Below are 20,328 nucleotides of genomic sequence, written 5' to 3' on the forward strand. Positions count from 1 at the left end.
GGAACGAGTACCGTCCACATAATACCCTTATTATAGGAGGTTTTTTGAATGTCAAAATTGAACCGTCGACTTTTTACTTCAGAGTCGGTTACTGAAGGACATCCAGACAAAATTTGTGATCAGATCTCTGACTCCATCTTGGATGCCATTTTAGCGGAAGACCCGAATGCCCGTGTTGCGGCAGAAACGTCTGTCACAACAGGTCTTGTACTCGTAGCTGGTGAAATCACAACGTCAACTTACGTGGATATCCCGAAAGTTGTCCGTGAAACAATCCGCGAAATCGGATACACGCGTGCGAAATATGGCTTTGATGCTGAAACGTGTGCGGTCTTGACGTCAATCGATGAGCAATCGGTAGACATCGCGCAAGGTGTTGACCAGGCGCTTGAAGCACGTGAAGGTCAGATGACTGAAGAGGAACTCGATGCAATCGGTGCAGGAGACCAAGGTCTTATGTTCGGATATGCGACAAACGAGACACCTGAGCTCATGCCGCTTCCAATCTCGTTGGCACACAAGTTGTCACGTCGTCTTGCTGAAGTGCGTAAGAACGGTACGCTCGAGTACCTTCGTCCGGACGGGAAGACGCAAGTAACGGTCGAGTATGATGAGGACAACAACCCTGTTCGCATCGATACGATTGTTATTTCGACACAACACGCTGAAGAAATCACGCTTGAGCAAATTCAAGAAGACTTGAAAAAACATGTCATCGAGGCAGTCATTCCGGCTGAACTCATCGATGCTGAAACAAAATACTTCATCAACCCGACTGGTCGCTTCGTAATCGGTGGACCACAAGGGGACGCAGGTTTGACTGGACGTAAGATCATCGTCGATACGTACGGTGGATACGCTCGTCACGGTGGCGGTGCATTCTCTGGTAAAGATCCTACAAAAGTTGACCGTTCAGCGGCATACGCAGCCCGCTATGTAGCGAAAAACATCGTTGCAGCAGGACTTGCTGATAAAGCAGAAGTTCAACTTGCATACGCAATCGGTGTTGCACACCCAGTATCAATCGCTGTCGATACGTTCGGCACAGGTAAATTGAGCGAAACGGAACTCGTTGAACTCGTTCGCGAGAACTTCGATCTCCGTCCAGCAGGCATCATCAAGATGCTTGACCTTCGTCGCCCAATTTACAAACAAACGGCAGCTTACGGTCACTTCGGTCGTACAGACATCGAACTCCCATGGGAGCAAACAGATAAAGCAGCCATTCTTGAAGAAGGCGCGAAACGTTTCGCGTAATCATCAAAAACGACCTTTCCGAGGAAAGGTCGTTTTTTTATGCTGTCGGTGGTACCTGTTTGTTCGAATCGGATGAAGAATCGGTTGTCGGATCTTGTCCAAGCGCCGTATCCTTCGCTTCGACGACTTTCTCCCCGATGTCCTGTAAGTCCGACTTGGCCTCTTGAGCCGTCTCGACGATTTTAGTGACGTCCTCTTTCACGGTATCGACTTCCCCGACGACTTTTTCGTATACGTTTTGGACATCTGTAGAGACTTCTTGAATCTTTGTCGAGGCCGACTTCACTTGTTCAATGACTTGAGACGCCTTTCCGGCAGGATCTTGTTTCACTTCGTTGACGATGCCCCCGACCGACGATTTCGCATTCGAGAGGGATTGCTTTGTCTGCTCCCGGTTCGAGGAGCTAAGTAAGGCGAGTAGACCACCGACGAGTGCACCGAGCAACATCCCGGTCACGACACTGATTTTTGGACTTCCCCCGTCCAATTGATCGAATTGGCGGTTCGGGTTTGCTGTCTGTTCTACTTTCGGGTCATGTTCTTGTCTAGGTTCCATGTGGTTCCACTCCTTCGTTTGATTGGCATTGGTTGTGTTATACCCTAGAGCAATGTCTACGTAACGTTTTCTGATGAATCGTCATGAAAAAGAAATGAAGGAGCAGGATAAAAACACCGGGATAGGGAATGATACAAATAGATTGGCCAAAAGGGGGAAGCTGTCATGAACATGAGGGAAGCAGTGCCAGAAGATGCGACGCTGATTCGGAACATCGCGCTGGCGACCATTTCACAGGATGATTCCAATCGAACGAGAGCGATGGAACGCGCGTATCGGCAAGAAGAGATTGTACGAGCAATCAGTTCAAGTGAAGAAGCACGAGAACAGTATTTTATCGTTGGCGAATATGAAGAAGATGTCATCGGATTTTGTCATGCCATCGATCGCGGTGACATGTGGGAGATGCTCCGCCTCTATCTGCACCCCGATTATCATCGAAACGGCTACGGCGCAGCCTTTTTGGCCCACCTTCAATCGAAAAAAGAACAGCCGATGGAAGTGTACGTTGAGAATTCGAATGAGCAAGCAATCGCCTTCCTCTTGCATCAATCTTTCAAAGAAGTGAATCGCATCCAGGAAGAGGTGTATGATCGCCCGATGGAACTCATCCATTTACGATATGACCCGAGCTAAGCCTCCAGACGGATTTTATTTAAACATCAGTTGCGGCTGATGTTTTTTTGATACAATGAATGTAGTCTATAAACGAGGTGACGGCTGTATGGCAAATGAAGAAGTACGAAAAGGAGTCATCGTCATCGTGTATCCGTTACAATTCACGTCACGGATCAGCGAGAACTTTATTCGACGGCTCGAAGACGAGTATGAAGTCATCGTCGTCCGCGAACAATCGATTGGATTGACGGCGGGTGACCATAAGCAACTGATCAAGCGAGCATTGCGCGAGGCAGGAGAATATAAATTACCGATTCATGTCGTGGCATTCAGTCTTGGCGCACTCTTAACGAATCGCCTTTTACAGGAGTACGATGTGCCACTCGGGAGTCTCACATATATCTCCCCATTGTTTGATTGGCATGCCACTCGTCAAATCGGTGGGTTGAAACAAGTCGTCGCAAGTGCTGTCGACCGTTTTCGTCCTGACTTGCCACTTGGGATGATGACATTTACTGGCGGCGGAGACGAGTCGTCCCGATTCGGAGAAATCACATATGCGCAATATCGGGAGATCGAAGAAGAAATCGTCGAGCATCAGGAAGAGAAGAAGCATCTGCCACGCCTTCCGCTCGCCTGTTTCTATGCACCAGACGACCAGTTTGCGGACGTGAAGTTGACGTTGAATGTTTGTCGAAAAATCGGTGGGGACCAAGTGTATATCCGGCGATTGGAAGGATTCCCACACTTCGGGTACGAACGATTGAACACGAAATTCGCGGAAACCCTCATGACGTTTTATGAATTGATTCAAGAATGACAGAAGGCGACTCTAGTGAGCCGCCTTTTTCTTATGCACGTTTTTCAATCGCCACGATGAATGGGGGATGATTGACTTGGTTGATAAATCCATAACGCAGGACACCCGCCTGTTTTTGATCGAGGGACTCTACATAATGGAGCACCTCGTCTCGTTCGACTTTCCCACTTTCATGTCCGTGGTAAATCACGATGACGATGACGCCACCGACGGCCATGACGTCTAATAGTTGGGATAATGCGGCAATCGTCGTATTTCCGTGTGTCGTGATCGATTTATCACTTCCCGGTAAATACCCTAAGTTGAAGACGGCCGCGGTGATCGGACGCGCTTCCTTTTCAACGACCGCTTGGACCGTATCGTGACTATCATGAATCACGGTCACACGTTCACTGACATCCGCTTCTTCAACCCGCGCCTTTGTGGCTGCTACAGCTTCTGATTGGATATCAAAAGCATAGACATGTCCTGTCTCGCCTACAGCATTCGCTAAGAACAACGTATCGTGTCCGTTCCCGGCCGTCATATCGATGGCGACCTGACCTTCCTCGAGATGGTCATGTAGTAATTGTTTTGCAAAAGGTAGTACTCTCATTAATCCCATACATCTCATCCTTCTTTTTTCCTTGAAAAGAATCCCGGCGCTCCAATTCCGCACGAATCTTGTTTAGCACCTGCATCTTGTGACGGCTCCATAGCGGACCGATCAAGAGGTCGGGAGGACCGTCTCCTGTCAAACGATGGACGATCACCTCGGGGGGAATCCGTTCGAGTTGATCACAGACGAGGGAGACGTATGTGTCTTCCTCCATCAAGTCGAGCAGTCCTTTCTCATATTGACGGGCGAGCGGTGTGCGTTTCAAGACGTGAAGTAAATGGATCTTGATTCCTTGTATGTCCATTTTAGCAACTTCTCGTGCCGTGTCGAGCATCATCTCTGGTGTCTCACCTGGGAGGCCATTGATGATATGAACGCAGACACGAATGTTGTGACGGCGAAGTTTCGCAAGACCGGTCAAAAACGATTGATAGTCGTGCCCGCGATTGATCTTTTTAGCGGTGGTGTCGTGTACGGTCTGAAGACCAAGCTCTACCCAAAGGGAAGTCCGTTCATTCAACTCTGCTAAATAGGCGACGACGTCGTCCGGCAAGCAGTCAGGACGTGTCGCAATCGAGAGACCGACGACCCCATCCTCATTTAGTGCCGGTTCATACAATTCACGTAACCGCTCGACTGGTGCATACGTATTACTAAACGCTTGGAAATAAGCAATATAATTGGCATTTTTCCACTTCCGGTGGAGACGAGCCTTCACTTCTGCAAATTGAATGGGAATCGGATCGCAAGCATTTCCCGCGAAATCACCACTTCCATCGTCCGAACAGAAGGTGCATCCGCCTTTTGAGACACGTCCGTCACGGTTCGGGCACGTGAAGCCACCATCGAGTGGCACTTTAAACACCTTGCCCCCGTACTCTCGGCGATACGCCTCATTTAGTGTATGGTAGCGATTTTGACCGAATGGATTCATGTTCATCTCTCCTTCCTTGCTCATCCTATCACAAACGGAAAATGACAAAACTTCATAATAAGTAATTTTTCTTGACACTTCGTTGGCGTTCGTTTAGGTTTGATAAGGAAATCTTGTCGATTCGGCCTTTTTGTGCCGATTTTTTTAATGTGAAAGAAGAATGAAAGGAGGACTTGGTGTGAACAATAAAATGCCAATTTCGGTATGGATTTTAGTCATTGCGATGGCGCTCAATACAACGGCGGCGTCTTTTTTATGGCCATTTAACACACTGTATATTCATGATTTTTTAGGTGAGTCGATGACGCTTGCTGGGGTGGCGCTTCTTGTGAACTCGGCACTCGCGATTGTCGGGAACTACATCGGAGGGACGCTATTCGATCGAATCGGTGGGAAGACGACGTTGATGATTTCTGTCGGTCTCTTGCTCGCGAGCTCGCTTGGATTTTTACTGTTTCATGCCACGTTCTTCGGCTATCTCGTATGGCTCGGATTGATCGGTCTTTCAGGTGGACTCGTCTTTCCGACCGTATATGCGTTTGCGGGTCTCATTTGGCCAGAAGGGGGACGCCGTTCGTTCAATGCGATTTACGTCGCGCAAAACGTGGGGGTCGCCCTCGGTACGGCAATGAGTGGTCAAATCGCTCGATTTAACATCGAGTGGATTTTTTATGCGAACTTCTTCTTATCGGTCTTATTTGTCGTAGTGCTCTTGTTTGGACTGCGTTATTTGAAAAATCCGGCACGTCCTGTCGTTCAGTCGCAACTAGAAGCGGCAGCCACGACACTATCGAGTGCGACGATGAAATCGATGTGGTATGTCGCCGTCGGTTATGCGGTGCTTTGGTTCGTGTATGTTCAATGGCAGGGGACGATTGCGGTTCACTCGAAAGATCTCGGCGTCACAATCAGTCAATACTCACTCCTTTGGACAGTGAACGGGGCGATGATTGTCTTCGCACAACCGTTGCTCAACCGCGTCTTACGACAGTTTGAGGACGACTTAAAACGTCAATTGATCATCGGGGCATCCATCTTCCTCGGTGCGTTCTTGATTGTCCCATTCGCTGGTGGATTCGGGATGTTCATGGTCGCGATGGTTGTCATGACCATCGGGGAGATGTTTGTCTGGCCGGCTGTTCCGACGATTGCGGCGAAACTTGCCCCACCTGGGAAAGCTGGGCAATACCAAGGGCTCGTCAATATCGCAGCATCCGTCGGTCGAATGATTGGACCGACGTTGTCTGGTTTTGTCTATGACATGTTCGGCATTACAGCAGTCTTCGGCATGCTTCTACTACTTGCTACGTTGGCCTTAACGCTATTTGTCATCATGAAAGACATTCGTGTCACAGAAAAATCAAGTTGACGTTGAATTTCAGAATGGGCTAAAATAGACTACGATGAATAGCAAGCGTTGAAGAGGACTAGTAGCGAACGTTCCGTTTCAAAGAGAGTCGATGGATGGTGTGAATCGATAAGCGGATGTTGTGAACTCGCCTTGGAGCTGTTTTCCTGAAACGAGTAGGGAAGACCGGGGTTACGCCTCGTTACCGGCGTCTCAAGTGGCAGCAATGCAACATGGGTGGTACCGCGGAGAGCTTTCAAGCCTTTCGTCCCATTTTCGGGGACGGAAGGCTTTTTATTATGCAGAGGAGGAAGAATGTTGAGCTATTTTAAACATCAAGAAATCGAGCCGAAGTGGCAAAAGCGTTGGGAAGAGAAAGAAGCATTTAAAACGACAGAAGACCCGGAGAAGGATTGTTTCTATGTCCTTGATATGTTCCCTTACCCATCCGGTGCAGGTCTTCACGTCGGTCACCCGGAAGGTTATACGGCGACGGATATCATCGCTCGTATGAAACGGATGCAAGGATATAACGTTCTTCATCCGATTGGCTGGGATGCATTCGGTCTTCCTGCCGAGCAATATGCACTCGACACAGGGAACGACCCGCGTGAATTCACAGCGCGCAACATCGAGACGTTCCGCCGTCAGTTGAAAGAACTCGGATTCTCATACGATTGGGACCGTGAAATTAGCACGACGGACCCGAAATACTATAAATGGACGCAGTGGATCTTCACGCAACTCTTCGAACGTGGCCTCGCATACGTCGATGAAGTTGCGGTCAACTGGTGCCCGGCTCTCGGTACGGTCCTTGCGAACGAGGAAGTCATCGATGGCTTGTCAGAGCGTGGAAATCACCCTGTCTACCGTGTCCCGATGAAGCAGTGGGTGCTTCGTATCACGGAATACGCAGAGCGTTTGCTTGAAGACTTGGAAGGTCTCGATTGGCCTGAGAGCGTGAAAGAGATGCAACGCAACTGGATCGGCAAATCGGTCGGTGCCGAGGTCGACTTTAAGGTCGACGGTCATGATAAGATCGTCACAGTATTCACAACACGTCCAGATACACTTCACGGGGTGACATACGTGACACTCGCACCAGAGCATCCGTTCACGAAAGTGGTCACGACACCGGAACAATCGACGGCAGTCGAAGCATACATTGAGGAAGTCTCGAAGAAGACGGACCTCGAGCGTACAGACCTTGCCAAAGAGAAGACAGGTGTCTTCACGGGCGCTTATGCGATCAACCCGGTGAACGGCGAGAAACTTCCGATTTGGACAGCGGACTACGTTCTCTCGACATATGGGACAGGTGCAGTCATGGCTGTTCCTGGACACGATGAGCGCGATTATGAGTTTGCGAAAACGTTCGACCTCCCGATCCGTGAAGTCGTCAAAGGTGGAAACGTGGAAGAGGCGGCTTACGTCGAAGACGGTGAGCACGTCAACTCTGGTAGCTTGAACGGACTTAATAAAGCCGATGCCATCAAGACGATCATTGAAGAGCTCGAAGCTAGTGGCACAGGGCGTGCGAAGACGACATACCGTCTTCGTGACTGGTTGTTCAGCCGTCAACGTTACTGGGGCGAGCCGATTCCGGTCGTCCATATGGAAGACGGAACGATGAAGACGGTACCGGTCGAAGAACTTCCGCTCGAACTTCCGATCATCGATGAAATCAAACCATCTGGTACAGGTGAGTCGCCACTTGCGAACGCAGAAGAGTGGTTGACGTATACAGATCCGGTCACAGGGGAAAAAGGTCGTCGCGAGACGAACACGATGCCACAATGGGCAGGTAGCTGCTGGTACTACATCCGTTACATCGATCCAGATAACGAAGAGATGATCGCGGATCCTGAGAAACTCAAGCGTTGGCTTCCAGTCGACTTGTATATCGGGGGTACGGAGCATGCCGTTCTTCACTTGCTCTATGCACGTTTCTGGCATAAAGTCCTCTTTGATATCGGTGTCGTCCCGACGAGCGAACCGTTCCAAAAACTCTACAACCAAGGGATGATCCTCGGTGAGAACAACGAGAAGATGTCGAAATCTCGTGGGAACGTTGTCAACCCGGATGATATCGTGAAGTCGCACGGAGCCGATACACTCCGCCTTTACGAAATGTTCATGGGACCACTTGATGCGGCCATCGCATGGTCGACGAATGGTCTTGACGGGGCACGTCGCTTCCTCGACCGCGTCTGGCGTTTGTTCGATCAGACGAACTTCGCAGACGTGGCACCAACTGCCGACTTTGAACGCACGTATCATCAGACGGTGAAAAAAGTCACGGAGGATTACGAAGCCCTTCGCTTCAACACGGCAATCTCGCAGTTGATGGTCTTCGTCAATGAAGCGAACAAACAAGAGACGTTACCGAAATCACAAATGGTCGACTTCATCAAGATGCTTTCACCAGTCGCGCCGCACTTGTCTGAAGAGTTGTGGGAGAAGATGGGCATGACGGAAGAGTTGACGTATGCGGCTTGGCCGACATACGATGAGTCAAAACTTGTAAGCGACACGATTGAAGTCGTCATCCAGGTGAACGGGAAACTCCGTGCGAAAATGCACGTCTCTCGTGACGCATCAAAAGAAGCACTTGAGGCGGAAGCACTCGGGAACGAGCGTGTCCAAGAGTTCACAGAAGGCAAGACGGTTCGTAAAGTCATTGTCGTTCCTGGAAAACTCGTCAATATTGTAGTTGGCTAACAAAAAGAATGTGTGACATTGTCGCACATTCTTTTCTTTTTAGTGAGGTCATTTTCTTTTATGGACGGTTTTGATACACTAAAGGGCGATACTGAAGTAGAAGGGGACGACATGTCCATGAAACGTTCTTATGTGCTATACACGACATTATGTGCTGTCGTGGTCGGTGTGATCCTTTGTTATGTTTTTGTCTTTTCAGATGAAGAGATTCAACGACAGGTCGCCTCGACATTTGAAAAAATTGATATTCAAACGAGTCATCAAACGGCCTCACTTCCACCCGTGGAAGCTGCGCAGGATGATGAAGATATCGATACGACCGATGCCCTCGAACAAATCAGTCAAATCGATGAAGTGTATTATAGTGACACGATCGGGGCGTATTTGGTCTTAACCGAACAAGCTGAATTTTTTGAAGTGAGCGGAAACGGGACGCGCGTCAACTCTGTGCTCCAACTTGAGAATTCAGGCAAACAGCGCCTCGATGACTTTATCGGGATGCGCATGGTCGAAGAAAATCTTGTGTATGCGGTGACAGCGAACGGTACGCTCATTACAATCGAGCGAGAAGAAGGACGCTGGGTCGAGCGGCCACGTAAACAAATCAAAGGACTCGTGTCGGAAGACCGAATCTTTGGTCTTGGGTATGACCGGGAAACGAAACGGCTGTTCATGATGAACCGATTGGCGGATACCCCGGACCTTGAGCTCCTTTATGTCGAAGAACGGGAGATCGAACCGGAGACTCCGGCCGATGACAAATCATCAGAAACGTCGACTGACGCTGACACGAATACTCAAGAAACAGAAGAATCATCGGAAGATTCAACGATAGAAAACGTCTCGACGAATGACGATGCCTCGAGCGAAACGGCTGCAACTGAAGACTCGCCTGACAATGAGTCGAACGAACAAGAAGCGGAAGAAGAGAAACAAGAGCCCGAGACCGAATGGATGCTTGATTCACGACAAGCGTTATCTGCTGACGGGATGAGTGCTTCCATCCAGCAAAAATTCGAACGGTTCGAAGGAGTTGGGCTAGTCGAGAGGCAAGGACGCGTCTACGTGCTCGACTCTGAGGAGCTCGTTCTCTATACGGTCAACCCAGAAGAAGGGACCATCAACGGTCAGATGGTGACGCCTCGTGTGTATGATTCGACCGGTATGTTTTTACAAGACAATGAAATCTTTGCAATCGTCCACCCGGAAGTATTCGATTTAGATGCCTTCGTATCTGTGGACTGATCATGGGGGAATGACAGATGAGCAAACGTTACTTTTTTGAAGAAGTGAAACAATTCCACGAGACATTTGGACATCCAGGAGCGAAATCGCCGCAACCGTTGACGCTTGATCGTGCGACAAAACGATCGGTGTGGACGGCAGAGGAAGCGGTCGTCGAGTTTTTGCATCAATCATCGGAATCGGAAGAAGAGTTTTTACAAGCCATCGAGCAATTCCAAGTAGGATTCCAAAAGGCGGTTCAAAAGTCGTTGCAAGACGCACCTCCGTCGGATGATGTGGAACGCCTCGTCGGACAAGGGGATGCATTGACGGATGCGTTATACTTTGTGATGGGCAGTTTCGTTGAACTCGGGCTCGACCCCGTTCCGTTGTTTGAAATCGTCCAGCGCGCCAATATGGCGAAACTTGGACCGGACGGGAAGCCGATCTTACGCGAGTCAGACAATAAAGTCATGAAACCTGAAGGATGGATGCCGCCCGAGCCGGAGCTCGAAAAAGAAGTGCGTCGTCAAATCGCAGGGAAAGAATAACCATAAACGGCTTGAGCCCTCATTAGAGTGGGTTCGAGTCGTTTTTTGTTGTGATGGTCGTGATGACATGCTGATATTAGATGGGATTGGAAAGGTTATGGGAGTAATTAATGGTATAATTTAACATAAGTAAGCGAATGAGGGATATTGATCATTGATATGGAGGTCATTTAACTGAAAAAGCTATTCGGTATTCTATGTTGTAGTTCAGCACTTCTGTTAGCAGCGTGTAGTGAGGATGAAAAAGAGTTAGAATCTAAAAAATCAGAGCCTGACGTTTCAATCGAAACGATAGAAATCAATGAAGAGAATAAATTGACAATCGTCCCACTCTATACCCAATACCAACAATATTTGAACGCATCCCTTGAAACAACCGATGCGGAGGAAAATAAACAAAACTTCAAAAAATATGTATTGGATTACATAGGGGAAGTCGGAGAGGAAGAAAAGATCGATACATCTATATTAAAAACGAGCTTTTCACTAAAGCCGACTCCTCATAAGCAACAATTGCTGAAGCAGTTAGACAAATTAATCGAGCAGCATGACGAGATTAAAGAGATTATTGCATCGACATATGCAGATTCAAATCAAATTCTCCCTAAAAAGAAGGGCATGGTGTTTATCGCACCGTATAATCCTGAATTCTTCTACGATAGTGGACCGATTGAAGGGGTAGGCGCCCAAGCGTATAAAGACACCTTCATCTTGTTTCTTGATACAGATTTTGACAAAGGTGTGTTAGCCCATTCGACGGCTCATGAATACCATCATCTGATTCTTCGTGATCAAAACGAATATAACCTGAGTTCGATTCTCGAGTCAGTGATTATTGAAGGGAAAGCGGATGCGTTTGCCGACCGCATTGTCAAAGGGGTAACGCCACCGTGGTATGTAGACGTTGATGAAGCGACCATGAAACATATTGCGAGTCGAGTGAATGATTATGAAACGTCCTTCACCGATTTTGTAGTCGGTAATTATCAAAAAGATATGCCACGTTGGAGTAACTATATTCTAGGGAGGGATGTGCTCCATGACTATTTGACGGCGCACCCAGAACTGTCGATTCCCGAATGGACCTTCAAAGAAGATCATGAGATTTTAGAAAAATACAAGTATCGAGATGTGATGGAATTGGAAAATTAAGTTGAAAAGAATGTTAAAAGGCTTGACCCTGAATGAGACAGGATCAAGCCTTTTGATTGTTAGTGATTACGATAGAACGCAGACGATGCGTTTGACCGAACCTTTTACCGCCCTGTCGCCAGTTCGGCTGCATGCGATCCGGCGCAATGTCCCGTTGTGAAGGCGGCCGTGATGTTGTAGCCACCAGTGTATCCATGAATGTCGAGTACTTCACCTGCAAAGAAGAGACCTGGTGCCTTCTTTGACATCATCGTCTGTGGTGCAACTTCTTTAACCGAAACGCCGCCACCTGTGACGAAAGCTTTATCAAAGTCGAGTGTCCCGACGGCGTGCATCTCGAACATTTTCAAACGTGTTGCGAAATCAATGACGGATTGCTTTTTCAACTGACTCGCATCTTCTTCTCCAAATGCGAGTTCTTCGAGCAATAAGTCAAGAAGTCGCTCAGGGATGTAGCCTTTCCATACGTTTTTAACGGCACGCTTCGGTTGGCTCTGTACTTGGTTCCACAGTTCCTGAACGAGCGCATCTCGTGACGTGTCCGGGAAGAAGTCGAGTGACAAGAGGACGACCTGTTCTTTGCTGCGCTTCCGTTCTTTGATCGTATATTGACTGCAACGGAGTGCGATTGGACCAGAGATCCCGAAATGGGTAAAGATCATGTCGCCTTGGTGCGTCTTGATGGACTTTCCTTTTTTGCCGTGTACCGTCAATGCGACGTCCCGTAACGATAATCCTTGAAGTTGTTTCGTTCCGATGAACGAATCGTTCAATTTGATGGGCACCTCTGTCGGGAAGAGTTCCGTGATGGTATGTCCGGCCTTCTCTGCCCATGGATAGCCGTCCCCGGTCGAACCGGTGTGCGGGACAGACTGACCGCCGACCGCGACGACGCAAGCTTTTGCCTCGAGCATCTCACCGTCCATCAACTCGACCGCATGAAACTCGTTTTCTTCATTAAAATGTAGCGTTTTGACTTCAGCCTTTTTTCGAATCTCGACGCCGAGGTCTTCAATCGCCCGAAGCAACGTGTTGACCACATCCTGTGCCTTATCCGTCACAGGGAACATGCGCCCATTATCCTCTTCTTTCAGCGGAATCCCGAATCCAGTGAAGAGGTCGATAATCGATTGATTGTCGAACTGAGCAAGGGCGCTGTATAAGAAACGACCATTGCCTGGGATGAACTGAATCAACTCATCGATTGGCTTTCGGTTCGTGACGTTACAACGTCCTCCACCTGAAATGGCCAATTTCCGACCAAGTTTTGAACCTTTATCAATCAGCAAGGTCGAAGCGCCACTTTTTGCCGCTGCATACGTTGCCATGAGCCCGCTCGGCCCTCCACCGATGACGATGACATCTTTCATAGGGTATCTCCTCATTTCTTCATCTATATGATTAGTAAAATTATCGTAACTTTATTATCCGTAACAGTAAGAGTATAATGAGAAGCGGTTGTTTTGTAAAACCGAATTCATTGAAATCGTTGATTTATAGATGGAGGTACCTCATGTCATCAAGCGCCAAACAAGATTCTGGAAGAGCCTCCTTCGTCAAAGGAACGCTTCTTTTATCAGCGGGAAACTTGATTTCCCGAATGTTAGGACTACTGTACACGTTCCCGTTCCAAGCGATGGTCGGGATTGCCGGAGTGACATTATATCAAGCAGCATATACGTATTATGCGATCATGATTTCCATTTCGACGGCAGGGATTCCCGTTGCCGTTTCGAAATTTATCGCAAAATATAATGCACTAGGAGAATACGGGACAAGTCAACGACTGTTCCGACAAGGGATGAAGCTGATGCTTGCGACCGGTGTCGTCGCTTTTTTATTACTCTTTTTTGCGGCACCATGGTTATCCGAACTGATGGTCCGAAACTCAGAGAACAATCAGCAATACATTGACTCGCTCACCCTCGTGACACGAAGCGTCAGTTTTGCCTTACTGCTCATCCCGGCGATGAGTATGGTACGTGGTTATTTCCAGGGACATCAAGACATGGCACCGACGGCAATCTCACAAGTGGTCGAACAGATTGTACGCATCCTGTTCCTCCTCAGTGGAACGATGCTCGTCTTGTTCGTCTTTGCGGATTCAAACTTCATTCAACCGATTGCCAATGCCCTCGGAGGGACGCAATCCGTTGAAACGACTGAATTGAACGGATTGAAAGTCATCGCGGTCACGATTGCGACGTTCAGTGCGTTCATCGGGGCAATCGGTAGTTTCGCCGTGCTCATCATGTATTGGAAGCGTCGGAAGGACATTCATCGTCAGACAGAGAATCCAGCGGGCACACCGGTTCGCTCGATGAAATCGTTGTTGCTTGAATTGCTTAGCTATTCGATTCCAATCGTGATGGTCGGGGTATCGACCCCTCTCTATCAATTGATTGACCAATTGACGATGGTCAATACGTTGCTCAGTACGGGTGCGACCGTTTCTGAAGCAACGTCGGCGTATGGCTTTTTGACCGGGAACGCCCATAAAATTGTGTTGATTCCAGTCTCTGTCGCGGCGAGTGTATCGATGGCGACGATCCCGCTTGTGACTCGTTCGTTCACGACGGGGGACATGCAAAAAGTTCGAAATCAAGTAAACCATATTTTCCAAGTCTCGTTCTTCGTAACGATTCCTGCGGTCATTGGTCTCGTAGCACTTGCGGAGCCATTGTTTGGCACCTTGTTCCCGGGTGACCGTGAAGGATGGGTATACTTGTTCCACTACGCACCAAGTGCATTCTTCTTGGCCTATTACTCGGTCGCGGCTGCGATCCTCCAAGGGATCAACCGTCAGTACTTCACCATCTTTGCCACATCGATGGGACTGTTGACGAAACTTGCATTGAACGTACCGCTCGTCTATTGGCTCGGCGGAATCGGAGCCGGGTACGCGACCATCGCTGGATACATCGTGGCCATTATTCTCATGGTATGGATGATTCAACGAACGCTCCACTTCCCGTATAAGCAACTGCTTCGTCGCACCATCTTGATGTTCTTGATGGGTGGGGCGATGTTCGCTGCCGTCTTCCTCTCTCTTCTCGTTACAATGAATGATGAGGCGAGTTGGGGGAACGACATTTTTGCGACAATCGTGGGAGTGACAATCGGCGTTCTCGTATATGGATACCTCGGGTGGCGGAGCCATCTCGCAGGGAAATTACTAGGGAAACGCTTTGAATATCGGAGGAACGGATAATGCGAATTGATAAATTGCTATCGAACATGGGATATGGTTCACGAAAAGATGTAAAAATCTTATTGAAACAAGGGGCAGTGCGAGTCGATGAGACACCTGTAAAAGATGCGAAACGGCACGTCGACCCAGCATCAGAGAAAGTCACGGTGTTCGGGGAAGTGGTTGAGTATCGTCCCTACATCTATTTCATGATGAACAAGCCGGAAGGGGTCATCAGTGCGACTGAAGATCAAGTCGAGACGACAGTCATCGAGTTGATTGATCCAGAGTATGCCCATTATGACCTCTTCCCGGTCGGTCGTCTCGATAAGGATACGACGGGACTGCTCCTCATCACGAACGATGGCGCGTTCAATCATGCGCTCATGTCACCTCGCAAGCACGTCGACAAAGTATATATCGCCGAGGTCGACGGGGAGATGACAGTAGAGGATATCAAGACGTTCGCGAATGGGGTCGAGTTAGAGGACGGATATACGACGAAGCCGGCCCGTCTTGAAATACTGAGCAAGAGCGGACGTCGGTCGGTCATTCGCCTCACGTTGTCTGAGGGGAAATATCACCAAGTGAAAAGAATGGTCGCGGCGGTCGGCAAACATGTCGAACGATTGGAGCGTGTTCAAATCGGAAAGTTAGAACTCGATGAGACGCTTGAGCTCGGGGCATATCGTGAGTTGACGGAAGAAGAAGTTCAACTGTTTCTTCAATCATAAGAAGATGAGAGAATCTGTCTGATGGGCAGGTTCTTTTTTATGAGATGAAAAAAGAGACCTGAACGCCAGGTCTCTTGAATATACATATACAATTCAGTTTGCCGTCTTGAGTGAACGTTTTGATGAAGTCCACGTGCCACGGCTAGGGCTCTCCACAAGGTTATTGTACTCAAGTACGTTCAAATCACGTTGCACGGTACGTGACGTGATGCCGAACTCTTCTACTAGTTCTGAAGTGGTAACGGATTCCCTTTCATTGATGAACAAATAAATGGACTTGATGCGCGTTAACATCCGATCTGTTGAGCCTTTCATTGGATAACCTCCCAATGTGTAGAATAATGATAAACCATACCTACAGACGACAAAATGAAATATAAAATTGTTATTTTCTAAAATTACACCTTTAGTATACCGCTCTTGAGCAAAAATGCAAGTGGAAAGCACGAACAATCTGTTTGTAAAGATTTGATTATGAACGTAAATATCGAATGAAGATTATATTTTTACATTGAAAAGAAGCTGAAACACGAACGAAAAAAACTTTTCTAAATGAATGTTCGTCTTTCATACATTTGGATATACTAGTAAGGGAGAGAACATTCGCAAAAGGGGAGATGAACATGAATTGGAGACAGGAAGTCGACAATCGTAAAGACGCATTTTTAGAAGATTTGAAAGGGTTACTTCAAATCCCTAGCGTACTCGATGAATCGAAAGCTGCACCGAACATGCCGTTTGGTCCGGAGGTTCGTCAAGCGCTTGACTACATGTTTGAAATCGGTGAGCGAGATGGATTTAAAACAAAAGACGTCGGAGGTTATGCGGGACATTTGGAATATGGAGACGGGGAGGAAATCGTCGGCATCCTATGTCACCTTGACGTCGTCCCAGCAGGGGAGGGATGGACGTATGGCGCGTTCAACCCGACCATCACGACTGATGGGAAAATTGTGGCACGCGGAAGTAACGATGATAAAGGGCCATCTATGGCTGCATACTACGGGCTACGAATTGTCAAAGAGCTCGGGCTACCACTTTCAAAGCGGGTCCGTTTGATTGCAGGTTGCGATGAAGAGAGCGAATGGCGCTGTGTCCGCGAGTATTTCAAACAAGAACAAATGCCGACGTATGGATTTGCGCCAGATGCGGATTTCCCGATCATCAATGCTGAAAAAGGGTTGTATGATGGTGTGTTGACTCAATTACCGATTCAACGTGTACCAGGTTCTGCCTACCATCTCGTGTCATTCACGAGTGGGGAGCGTCCGAATATGGTGCCGGACTTCGCGAAAGCCGAATTGAAGACGGATGAGGTACTCGAGGAGAAGTTCGAGGCCTATCTCGAAAAATATGAAGCGGACGGAATGTGTGAATACGACCGTGGCACATATACGTTTACGATGAAAGGAAAAGCGGCGCACGCGATGGAACCGGATAACGGGGTCAACGCGGCCTACGTCCTCGCTGGATTCTTGTTACATCTTCCACTTGATATTCAAGGCGAGCGCTATGTTGAATTCGTTCGTCACGTATTCGCCGATTCTCGTGGGATTTCGCTTGGGATTGAAGCGAGCGATGAGACGGGCGACTTGACGATTAATGGCGGCGTCTTCCGATACAATGAAGAAGAGCGTACGGCGACGGTCAACATTCGCTATCCGTATACGGCCAAATTCGAAGAACGGTTACAAAACCTACGTGAAATCGCTTTGTCATTTGGGTTCGAGTTGAAGACCCGTCAACATATGCCGCCTCATCATGTGGCAGAAGATCACCCACTCGTGAAGACACTAGCAGGCGTGTACGAGCGTCAAACGGGAGAACATGCAAACTTGATGGCCATCGGAGGCGGAACGTATGCACGTTCGCTCGAGGCAGGTGTCGCATTTGGTGCATTGTTCCCAGGTGCTAAAGATGTGGCGCATCAGGTCGATGAATATATGGAGATAGAAGATTTATTACGTGCCACGGCAATCTATGCTGAGGCCATTTACGAGCTCGCTAAATAAGAAACAAGGAGAGCTGGCTGGTATAGTCGGCTCTCTGTCCTTTAGGAAGGAAGTTATCATTGGATTCGCAAAAAAGATTGTTTCAGTCTGTATACGTCGCGATATTCTTCGCGCAAGGGGCATTGATCCCTTATATGACCTTATACTTTTCACAAACTAAGTTTGGGTTGACACCTAGCCAAGTCGGGATTGTGGTGGCCATCTTACCGATTCTATCCATCGGCGTGCAACCATTGTGGGGGATGTTGACCGACCGGACGGGGAGAGTCCGTGCCTGGTTGATTTTGGCGATGCTGAGCGCCGCACTCATTTCTCTCACGTTTTTAGTGGCGACCTCTTACATTTGGATTGTCATACTTATGGTGATTTGGTCCGTTTTCCAATGTGCTCACATCCCGCTTGTGGACATGATGACACTCGACTATACGACGCGGTCGAAAGTTGATTACGGTGCAATTCGACTCTTTGGATCAGCGGGATTTGCCATTGCCGTCTTTGCAATGGGACGAATATCTGATAGCACGTGGGGACTAGCTAGTACATTCGTGTTGAGCGCTGTTTTACTAATACTTGGCAGCGTATTTGTTCGAATGATTCCTGAGAAAAGTTCGATTCGCGATGTGACGTTGGCGCCGCTCTCATGGACGGCTGTTTGGAACAAACGCTTTGTGTTCTTCTTATGTGGTGGGATGCTCGTCTTCGGACCGATTTACGCGAATAACTATTATTTCGGCCTTTACGTGACAAACAGCGGTGGCTCGACTACGTTGGTCGGAACGCTATTCCTCGTGGCAGTGTTATTTGAAATCCCGTTTATGAAAGTGGCGTCCCAATTGGTTGAACGCTATGGAAACGTCAGCGTTCTTGTCGGGGCCGCTATCATCTCGGCAGTTCGGAACGGGGTACTTGCGTTAGAACCACCGATTTGGGTCGTGTGGCTCCTCGCGATTGCACAAGGTCTCGTCGTCGGACTTTTGATTCCCGTCGCACTTCAATTCGTTCGGACGCTCGTCGATCGGCAAGTTTCCTCGACGGCCATCGGGGTATATATGGCATTGACGTCCGGGCTCGCGACAGCTGGATTTAATATGCTGAGTGGTAAAATCATTGAACTTGACGATATTTTAGGCGTGTTTTGGATGTATACCATCGTCACGGCACTAGGAGCGTTGATTTGGATCGGAATGTCACGTCGCAACCTGAAAGGATGAATGAGATGAGTACGCATTACTTTATTGCGATTCCCATTGAAGCGACTGAATTGGTTGACGTACAGCAAACCATCTTACCTTATTATTCGTATCGAAGAATCTATCGACCGGAAGAGTTCCATATGACAGTGCAATTTTTAGGAAGCGTGGATGGGGATGAATTAGACGAAGTAAAAGAAATCACGCGTAGAATTTGTGAGAAAACATTACCATTCACGTTGGAGTTTCGAGCCATCGACCATTTTGGGCGACCAGATCGGCCCCGCGTTTTGACCATCGTTCCGGATGACTCCGAACCCCTTCAACGGTTGGCGCATACCCTCCGCCATGAACTAGTTGATGTGATTCCAAGATTGGACCGGAAGTCGTTTGTCCCTCACGTGACGCTCGCTAAAAAATGGGGCGAAGGGGAGCGTGTCCCATACGTCCCCCCTGAATTTCACGCGACGGAATCAGTAGAAGAATTAATTTTATATGAAGTACAGCCGACTCATACACCTGCTTACCGAGCAGTAGACGTATTTCCGCTAAGACGGCCAGAGGAGGATATATGGCAATCCCGGTTAAAATTTTTGACGTAATCTCAAAATATGAACGTGATGTATTAGATCAATATAATCGTTATTTGGAATATGTGGAATCCGATACGGCACGTCTACAGCGCCTTCATGAAAACAATCGCTTAAACCCGGTCGAAGTGCTCGAAATTGAACGACCGTGGTGGAAGTTTTGGGCGAAGACGGAACGAATCGAATTGGAGCCGAAGCCGCTCTCTGAATCACAATATCAAAAGTTGTTACGAGAGCGCCGGCATATCCAAAAGCTTCAATTCGCTTGCGAAGGGGTGCTTGAGACAGATTTACCGCATCTGGCGTTTATTCGTGACTTCGCTTATCGTGTGATGCGCACCGATTGGAACGAACGACACTTTTTCTTGTATCGACCGGTCATCGAATGGAATGGTGCGATGGTTGAATTGAGTCATGTCATCGTCGGACCGACGCACCTTTATATCGTAGAATGGCTTGAAGGCGATCGAAGCATCTATCACATATCGAAAGAGAAGACATGGGTTCATCAACCGCTGAAAGGGGAAAATACCCGTGTAGTGAACCCGCTGATTGCATTGACACGGACAGAGGAACTGATTCGTCAAGTTCTACCGCATTATGCGGGCGTACTACAAAAAGTCGTCATTGCGACAAATGGATATTTTGATAACGTTCCAAGTGTTCGATCGACCCAATATATCGGTCGTAATGAATATACGGAATGGATGAAACAAGTGAACGGTCGTGCACCGATTGTAAAAGCACAGCAGATTCGTGACGTTGCTACCATATTAGAAGTGACTGCCAAGTTGCCGTTTCGTCAATTCATGGATCAGTGATTGAGAGGAAGG

Annotated in this window: 19 protein-coding genes and 1 other annotated feature; of the genes, 14 read left to right on the forward strand and 5 right to left on the reverse strand. The window is 48.2% G+C overall.

What is annotated here, in order from left to right:
• Nucleotides 1-48: 48 nt before the first annotated feature.
• On the forward strand, nucleotides 49-1,257 hold the full coding sequence (gene metK, locus IRJ25_RS04035; protein ID WP_012726792.1) for a methionine adenosyltransferase: 1,209 nt from the start codon (nucleotides 49-51) through the stop codon (nucleotides 1,255-1,257).
• 37 nt (nucleotides 1,258-1,294) lie between these two features.
• Here metK and IRJ25_RS04040 read toward each other — a convergent pair whose 3' ends face one another.
• Nucleotides 1,295-1,813 carry a hypothetical protein gene (locus tag IRJ25_RS04040; protein ID WP_196430939.1) on the reverse strand — a complete coding sequence of 173 codons (519 nt, stop codon included), beginning with the start codon at nucleotides 1,811-1,813 and terminating at the stop codon, nucleotides 1,295-1,297.
• 165 nt (nucleotides 1,814-1,978) lie between these two features.
• Here IRJ25_RS04040 and IRJ25_RS04045 point away from each other — a divergent pair, with 165 nt between their 5' ends.
• A complete protein-coding gene (locus IRJ25_RS04045) occupies nucleotides 1,979-2,449 on the forward strand; it encodes a GNAT family N-acetyltransferase (protein ID WP_159562569.1) in 471 nt (156 codons plus the stop codon).
• A gap of 88 nt (nucleotides 2,450-2,537) precedes the next feature.
• Entirely contained in the window at nucleotides 2,538-3,251 is a 714-nt protein-coding gene (locus IRJ25_RS04050; protein WP_074036433.1) for an alpha/beta hydrolase, read from the forward strand.
• A gap of 31 nt (nucleotides 3,252-3,282) precedes the next feature.
• Here IRJ25_RS04050 and IRJ25_RS04055 read toward each other — a convergent pair whose 3' ends face one another.
• Together IRJ25_RS04055 and IRJ25_RS04060 are read right to left on the reverse strand one after the other, a co-directional pair.
• Nucleotides 3,283-3,855 (reverse strand): class I SAM-dependent methyltransferase, encoded by a 573-nt coding sequence (locus IRJ25_RS04055; protein WP_074036434.1) that lies wholly within the window; start codon nucleotides 3,853-3,855, stop codon nucleotides 3,283-3,285.
• A complete protein-coding gene (locus IRJ25_RS04060) occupies nucleotides 3,809-4,783 on the reverse strand; it encodes a TIGR01212 family radical SAM protein (RefSeq protein WP_269317822.1) in 975 nt (324 codons plus the stop codon). Before IRJ25_RS04060 ends, IRJ25_RS04055 begins: the two co-directional genes overlap by 47 nt.
• A 178-nt stretch (nucleotides 4,784-4,961) precedes the next feature.
• Between IRJ25_RS04060 and IRJ25_RS04065 the strand changes: the two genes are divergently transcribed.
• From IRJ25_RS04065 to IRJ25_RS04085, 5 genes are all read left to right on the forward strand, one after another.
• Entirely contained in the window at nucleotides 4,962-6,152 is a 1,191-nt protein-coding gene (locus IRJ25_RS04065) for an MDR family MFS transporter (protein ID WP_236548930.1), read from the forward strand.
• 39 nt (nucleotides 6,153-6,191) lie between these two features.
• Nucleotides 6,192-6,407, forward strand: a binding site (T-box leader).
• A 39-nt stretch (nucleotides 6,408-6,446) separates the two neighbouring features.
• Nucleotides 6,447-8,852 (forward strand): leucine--tRNA ligase, encoded by a 2,406-nt coding sequence (leuS, locus tag IRJ25_RS04070; RefSeq protein WP_269317823.1) that lies wholly within the window; start codon nucleotides 6,447-6,449, stop codon nucleotides 8,850-8,852.
• Between the two features lie 117 nt (nucleotides 8,853-8,969).
• The gene (locus tag IRJ25_RS04075; RefSeq protein ID WP_251131801.1) at nucleotides 8,970-10,097 is read left to right on the forward strand and encodes a hypothetical protein; all 1,128 of its coding nucleotides are present in this window, start codon (nucleotides 8,970-8,972) and stop codon (nucleotides 10,095-10,097) included.
• A 17-nt stretch (nucleotides 10,098-10,114) separates the two neighbouring features.
• Entirely contained in the window at nucleotides 10,115-10,627 is a 513-nt protein-coding gene (locus tag IRJ25_RS04080; RefSeq protein ID WP_214816178.1) for a hypothetical protein, read from the forward strand.
• A gap of 315 nt (nucleotides 10,628-10,942) precedes the next feature.
• Entirely contained in the window at nucleotides 10,943-11,779 is an 837-nt protein-coding gene (locus IRJ25_RS04085) for a DUF2268 domain-containing protein (RefSeq protein ID WP_269317824.1), read from the forward strand.
• A gap of 104 nt (nucleotides 11,780-11,883) precedes the next feature.
• On the opposite strand, the gene IRJ25_RS04090 is transcribed toward IRJ25_RS04085, so the two are convergent.
• Nucleotides 11,884-13,149: an NAD(P)/FAD-dependent oxidoreductase gene (locus tag IRJ25_RS04090; protein ID WP_264092668.1), complete on the reverse strand. Its 1,266-nt coding sequence runs from the start codon at nucleotides 13,147-13,149 to the stop codon at nucleotides 11,884-11,886.
• 143 nt (nucleotides 13,150-13,292) lie between these two features.
• On the opposite strand from IRJ25_RS04090, the gene IRJ25_RS04095 reads away from it, so the two are divergent.
• On the forward strand, nucleotides 13,293-14,990 hold the full coding sequence (locus tag IRJ25_RS04095) for a putative polysaccharide biosynthesis protein (RefSeq protein ID WP_074036450.1): 1,698 nt from the start codon (nucleotides 13,293-13,295) through the stop codon (nucleotides 14,988-14,990).
• Nucleotides 14,990-15,703, forward strand: coding sequence for a pseudouridine synthase (locus IRJ25_RS04100; protein WP_078147222.1), 714 nt, complete (start codon nucleotides 14,990-14,992; stop codon nucleotides 15,701-15,703). Before IRJ25_RS04095 ends, IRJ25_RS04100 begins: the two co-directional genes overlap by 1 nt.
• 93 nt (nucleotides 15,704-15,796) lie before the next feature.
• Here IRJ25_RS04100 and IRJ25_RS04105 read toward each other — a convergent pair whose 3' ends face one another.
• Nucleotides 15,797-16,018: a DeoR family transcriptional regulator gene (locus tag IRJ25_RS04105; RefSeq protein ID WP_012726776.1), complete on the reverse strand. Its 222-nt coding sequence runs from the start codon at nucleotides 16,016-16,018 to the stop codon at nucleotides 15,797-15,799.
• 308 nt (nucleotides 16,019-16,326) lie between these two features.
• Between IRJ25_RS04105 and pepV the strand changes: the two genes are divergently transcribed.
• Genes pepV through IRJ25_RS04125 form a run of 4 tightly spaced genes read left to right on the forward strand, consistent with a single transcriptional unit; the run spans nucleotide 16,327 to nucleotide 20,316 of the window.
• Nucleotides 16,327-17,715, forward strand: coding sequence for a dipeptidase PepV (gene pepV, locus IRJ25_RS04110; RefSeq protein WP_269317825.1), 1,389 nt, complete (start codon nucleotides 16,327-16,329; stop codon nucleotides 17,713-17,715).
• A 59-nt stretch (nucleotides 17,716-17,774) separates the two neighbouring features.
• The gene (locus tag IRJ25_RS04115) at nucleotides 17,775-18,926 is read left to right on the forward strand and encodes an MFS transporter (protein WP_215243802.1); all 1,152 of its coding nucleotides are present in this window, start codon (nucleotides 17,775-17,777) and stop codon (nucleotides 18,924-18,926) included.
• Nucleotides 18,927-18,931: 5 nt separating this feature from the next.
• Nucleotides 18,932-19,507 carry an RNA 2',3'-cyclic phosphodiesterase gene (gene thpR, locus IRJ25_RS04120; RefSeq protein WP_159562557.1) on the forward strand — a complete coding sequence of 192 codons (576 nt, stop codon included), beginning with the start codon at nucleotides 18,932-18,934 and terminating at the stop codon, nucleotides 19,505-19,507.
• Nucleotides 19,477-20,316 (forward strand): NERD domain-containing protein, encoded by an 840-nt coding sequence (locus tag IRJ25_RS04125; protein WP_264092666.1) that lies wholly within the window; start codon nucleotides 19,477-19,479, stop codon nucleotides 20,314-20,316. The genes thpR and IRJ25_RS04125 overlap by 31 nt, the downstream gene beginning before the upstream one ends.
• The last annotated feature ends 12 nt before the right edge of the window (nucleotides 20,317-20,328 follow it).

This window comes from Exiguobacterium sp. KJ 601 (assembly GCF_027161185.1).
Lineage (GTDB): Bacteria > Bacillota > Bacilli > Exiguobacteriales > Exiguobacteriaceae > Exiguobacterium > Exiguobacterium profundum.

Bases quoted from the DNA above. Each gene is read 5' to 3' on its own strand.
- metK (WP_012726792.1), top strand. From the start codon at position 49: ATGTCAAAATTGAACCGTCGACTTTTTACTTCAGAGTCGGTTACTGAA.
- IRJ25_RS04040 (WP_196430939.1), bottom strand. From the start codon at position 1,813: ATGGAACCTAGACAAGAACATGACCCGAAAGTAGAACAGACAGCAAAC.
- IRJ25_RS04045 (WP_159562569.1), top strand. From the start codon at position 1,979: ATGAACATGAGGGAAGCAGTGCCAGAAGATGCGACGCTGATTCGGAAC.
- IRJ25_RS04050 (WP_074036433.1), top strand. From the start codon at position 2,538: ATGGCAAATGAAGAAGTACGAAAAGGAGTCATCGTCATCGTGTATCCG.
- IRJ25_RS04055 (WP_074036434.1), bottom strand. From the start codon at position 3,855: ATGGGATTAATGAGAGTACTACCTTTTGCAAAACAATTACTACATGAC.
- IRJ25_RS04060 (WP_269317822.1), bottom strand. From the start codon at position 4,783: ATGAATCCATTCGGTCAAAATCGCTACCATACACTAAATGAGGCGTAT.
- leuS (WP_269317823.1), top strand. From the start codon at position 6,447: ATGTTGAGCTATTTTAAACATCAAGAAATCGAGCCGAAGTGGCAAAAG.
- IRJ25_RS04075 (WP_251131801.1), top strand. From the start codon at position 8,970: ATGAAACGTTCTTATGTGCTATACACGACATTATGTGCTGTCGTGGTC.
- IRJ25_RS04080 (WP_214816178.1), top strand. From the start codon at position 10,115: ATGAGCAAACGTTACTTTTTTGAAGAAGTGAAACAATTCCACGAGACA.
- IRJ25_RS04090 (WP_264092668.1), bottom strand. From the start codon at position 13,149: ATGAAAGATGTCATCGTCATCGGTGGAGGGCCGAGCGGGCTCATGGCA.
- IRJ25_RS04095 (WP_074036450.1), top strand. From the start codon at position 13,293: ATGTCATCAAGCGCCAAACAAGATTCTGGAAGAGCCTCCTTCGTCAAA.
- IRJ25_RS04100 (WP_078147222.1), top strand. From the start codon at position 14,990: ATGCGAATTGATAAATTGCTATCGAACATGGGATATGGTTCACGAAAA.
- IRJ25_RS04105 (WP_012726776.1), bottom strand. From the start codon at position 16,018: ATGAAAGGCTCAACAGATCGGATGTTAACGCGCATCAAGTCCATTTAT.
- pepV (WP_269317825.1), top strand. From the start codon at position 16,327: ATGAATTGGAGACAGGAAGTCGACAATCGTAAAGACGCATTTTTAGAA.
- thpR (WP_159562557.1), top strand. From the start codon at position 18,932: ATGAGTACGCATTACTTTATTGCGATTCCCATTGAAGCGACTGAATTG.
- IRJ25_RS04125 (WP_264092666.1), top strand. From the start codon at position 19,477: ATGGCAATCCCGGTTAAAATTTTTGACGTAATCTCAAAATATGAACGT.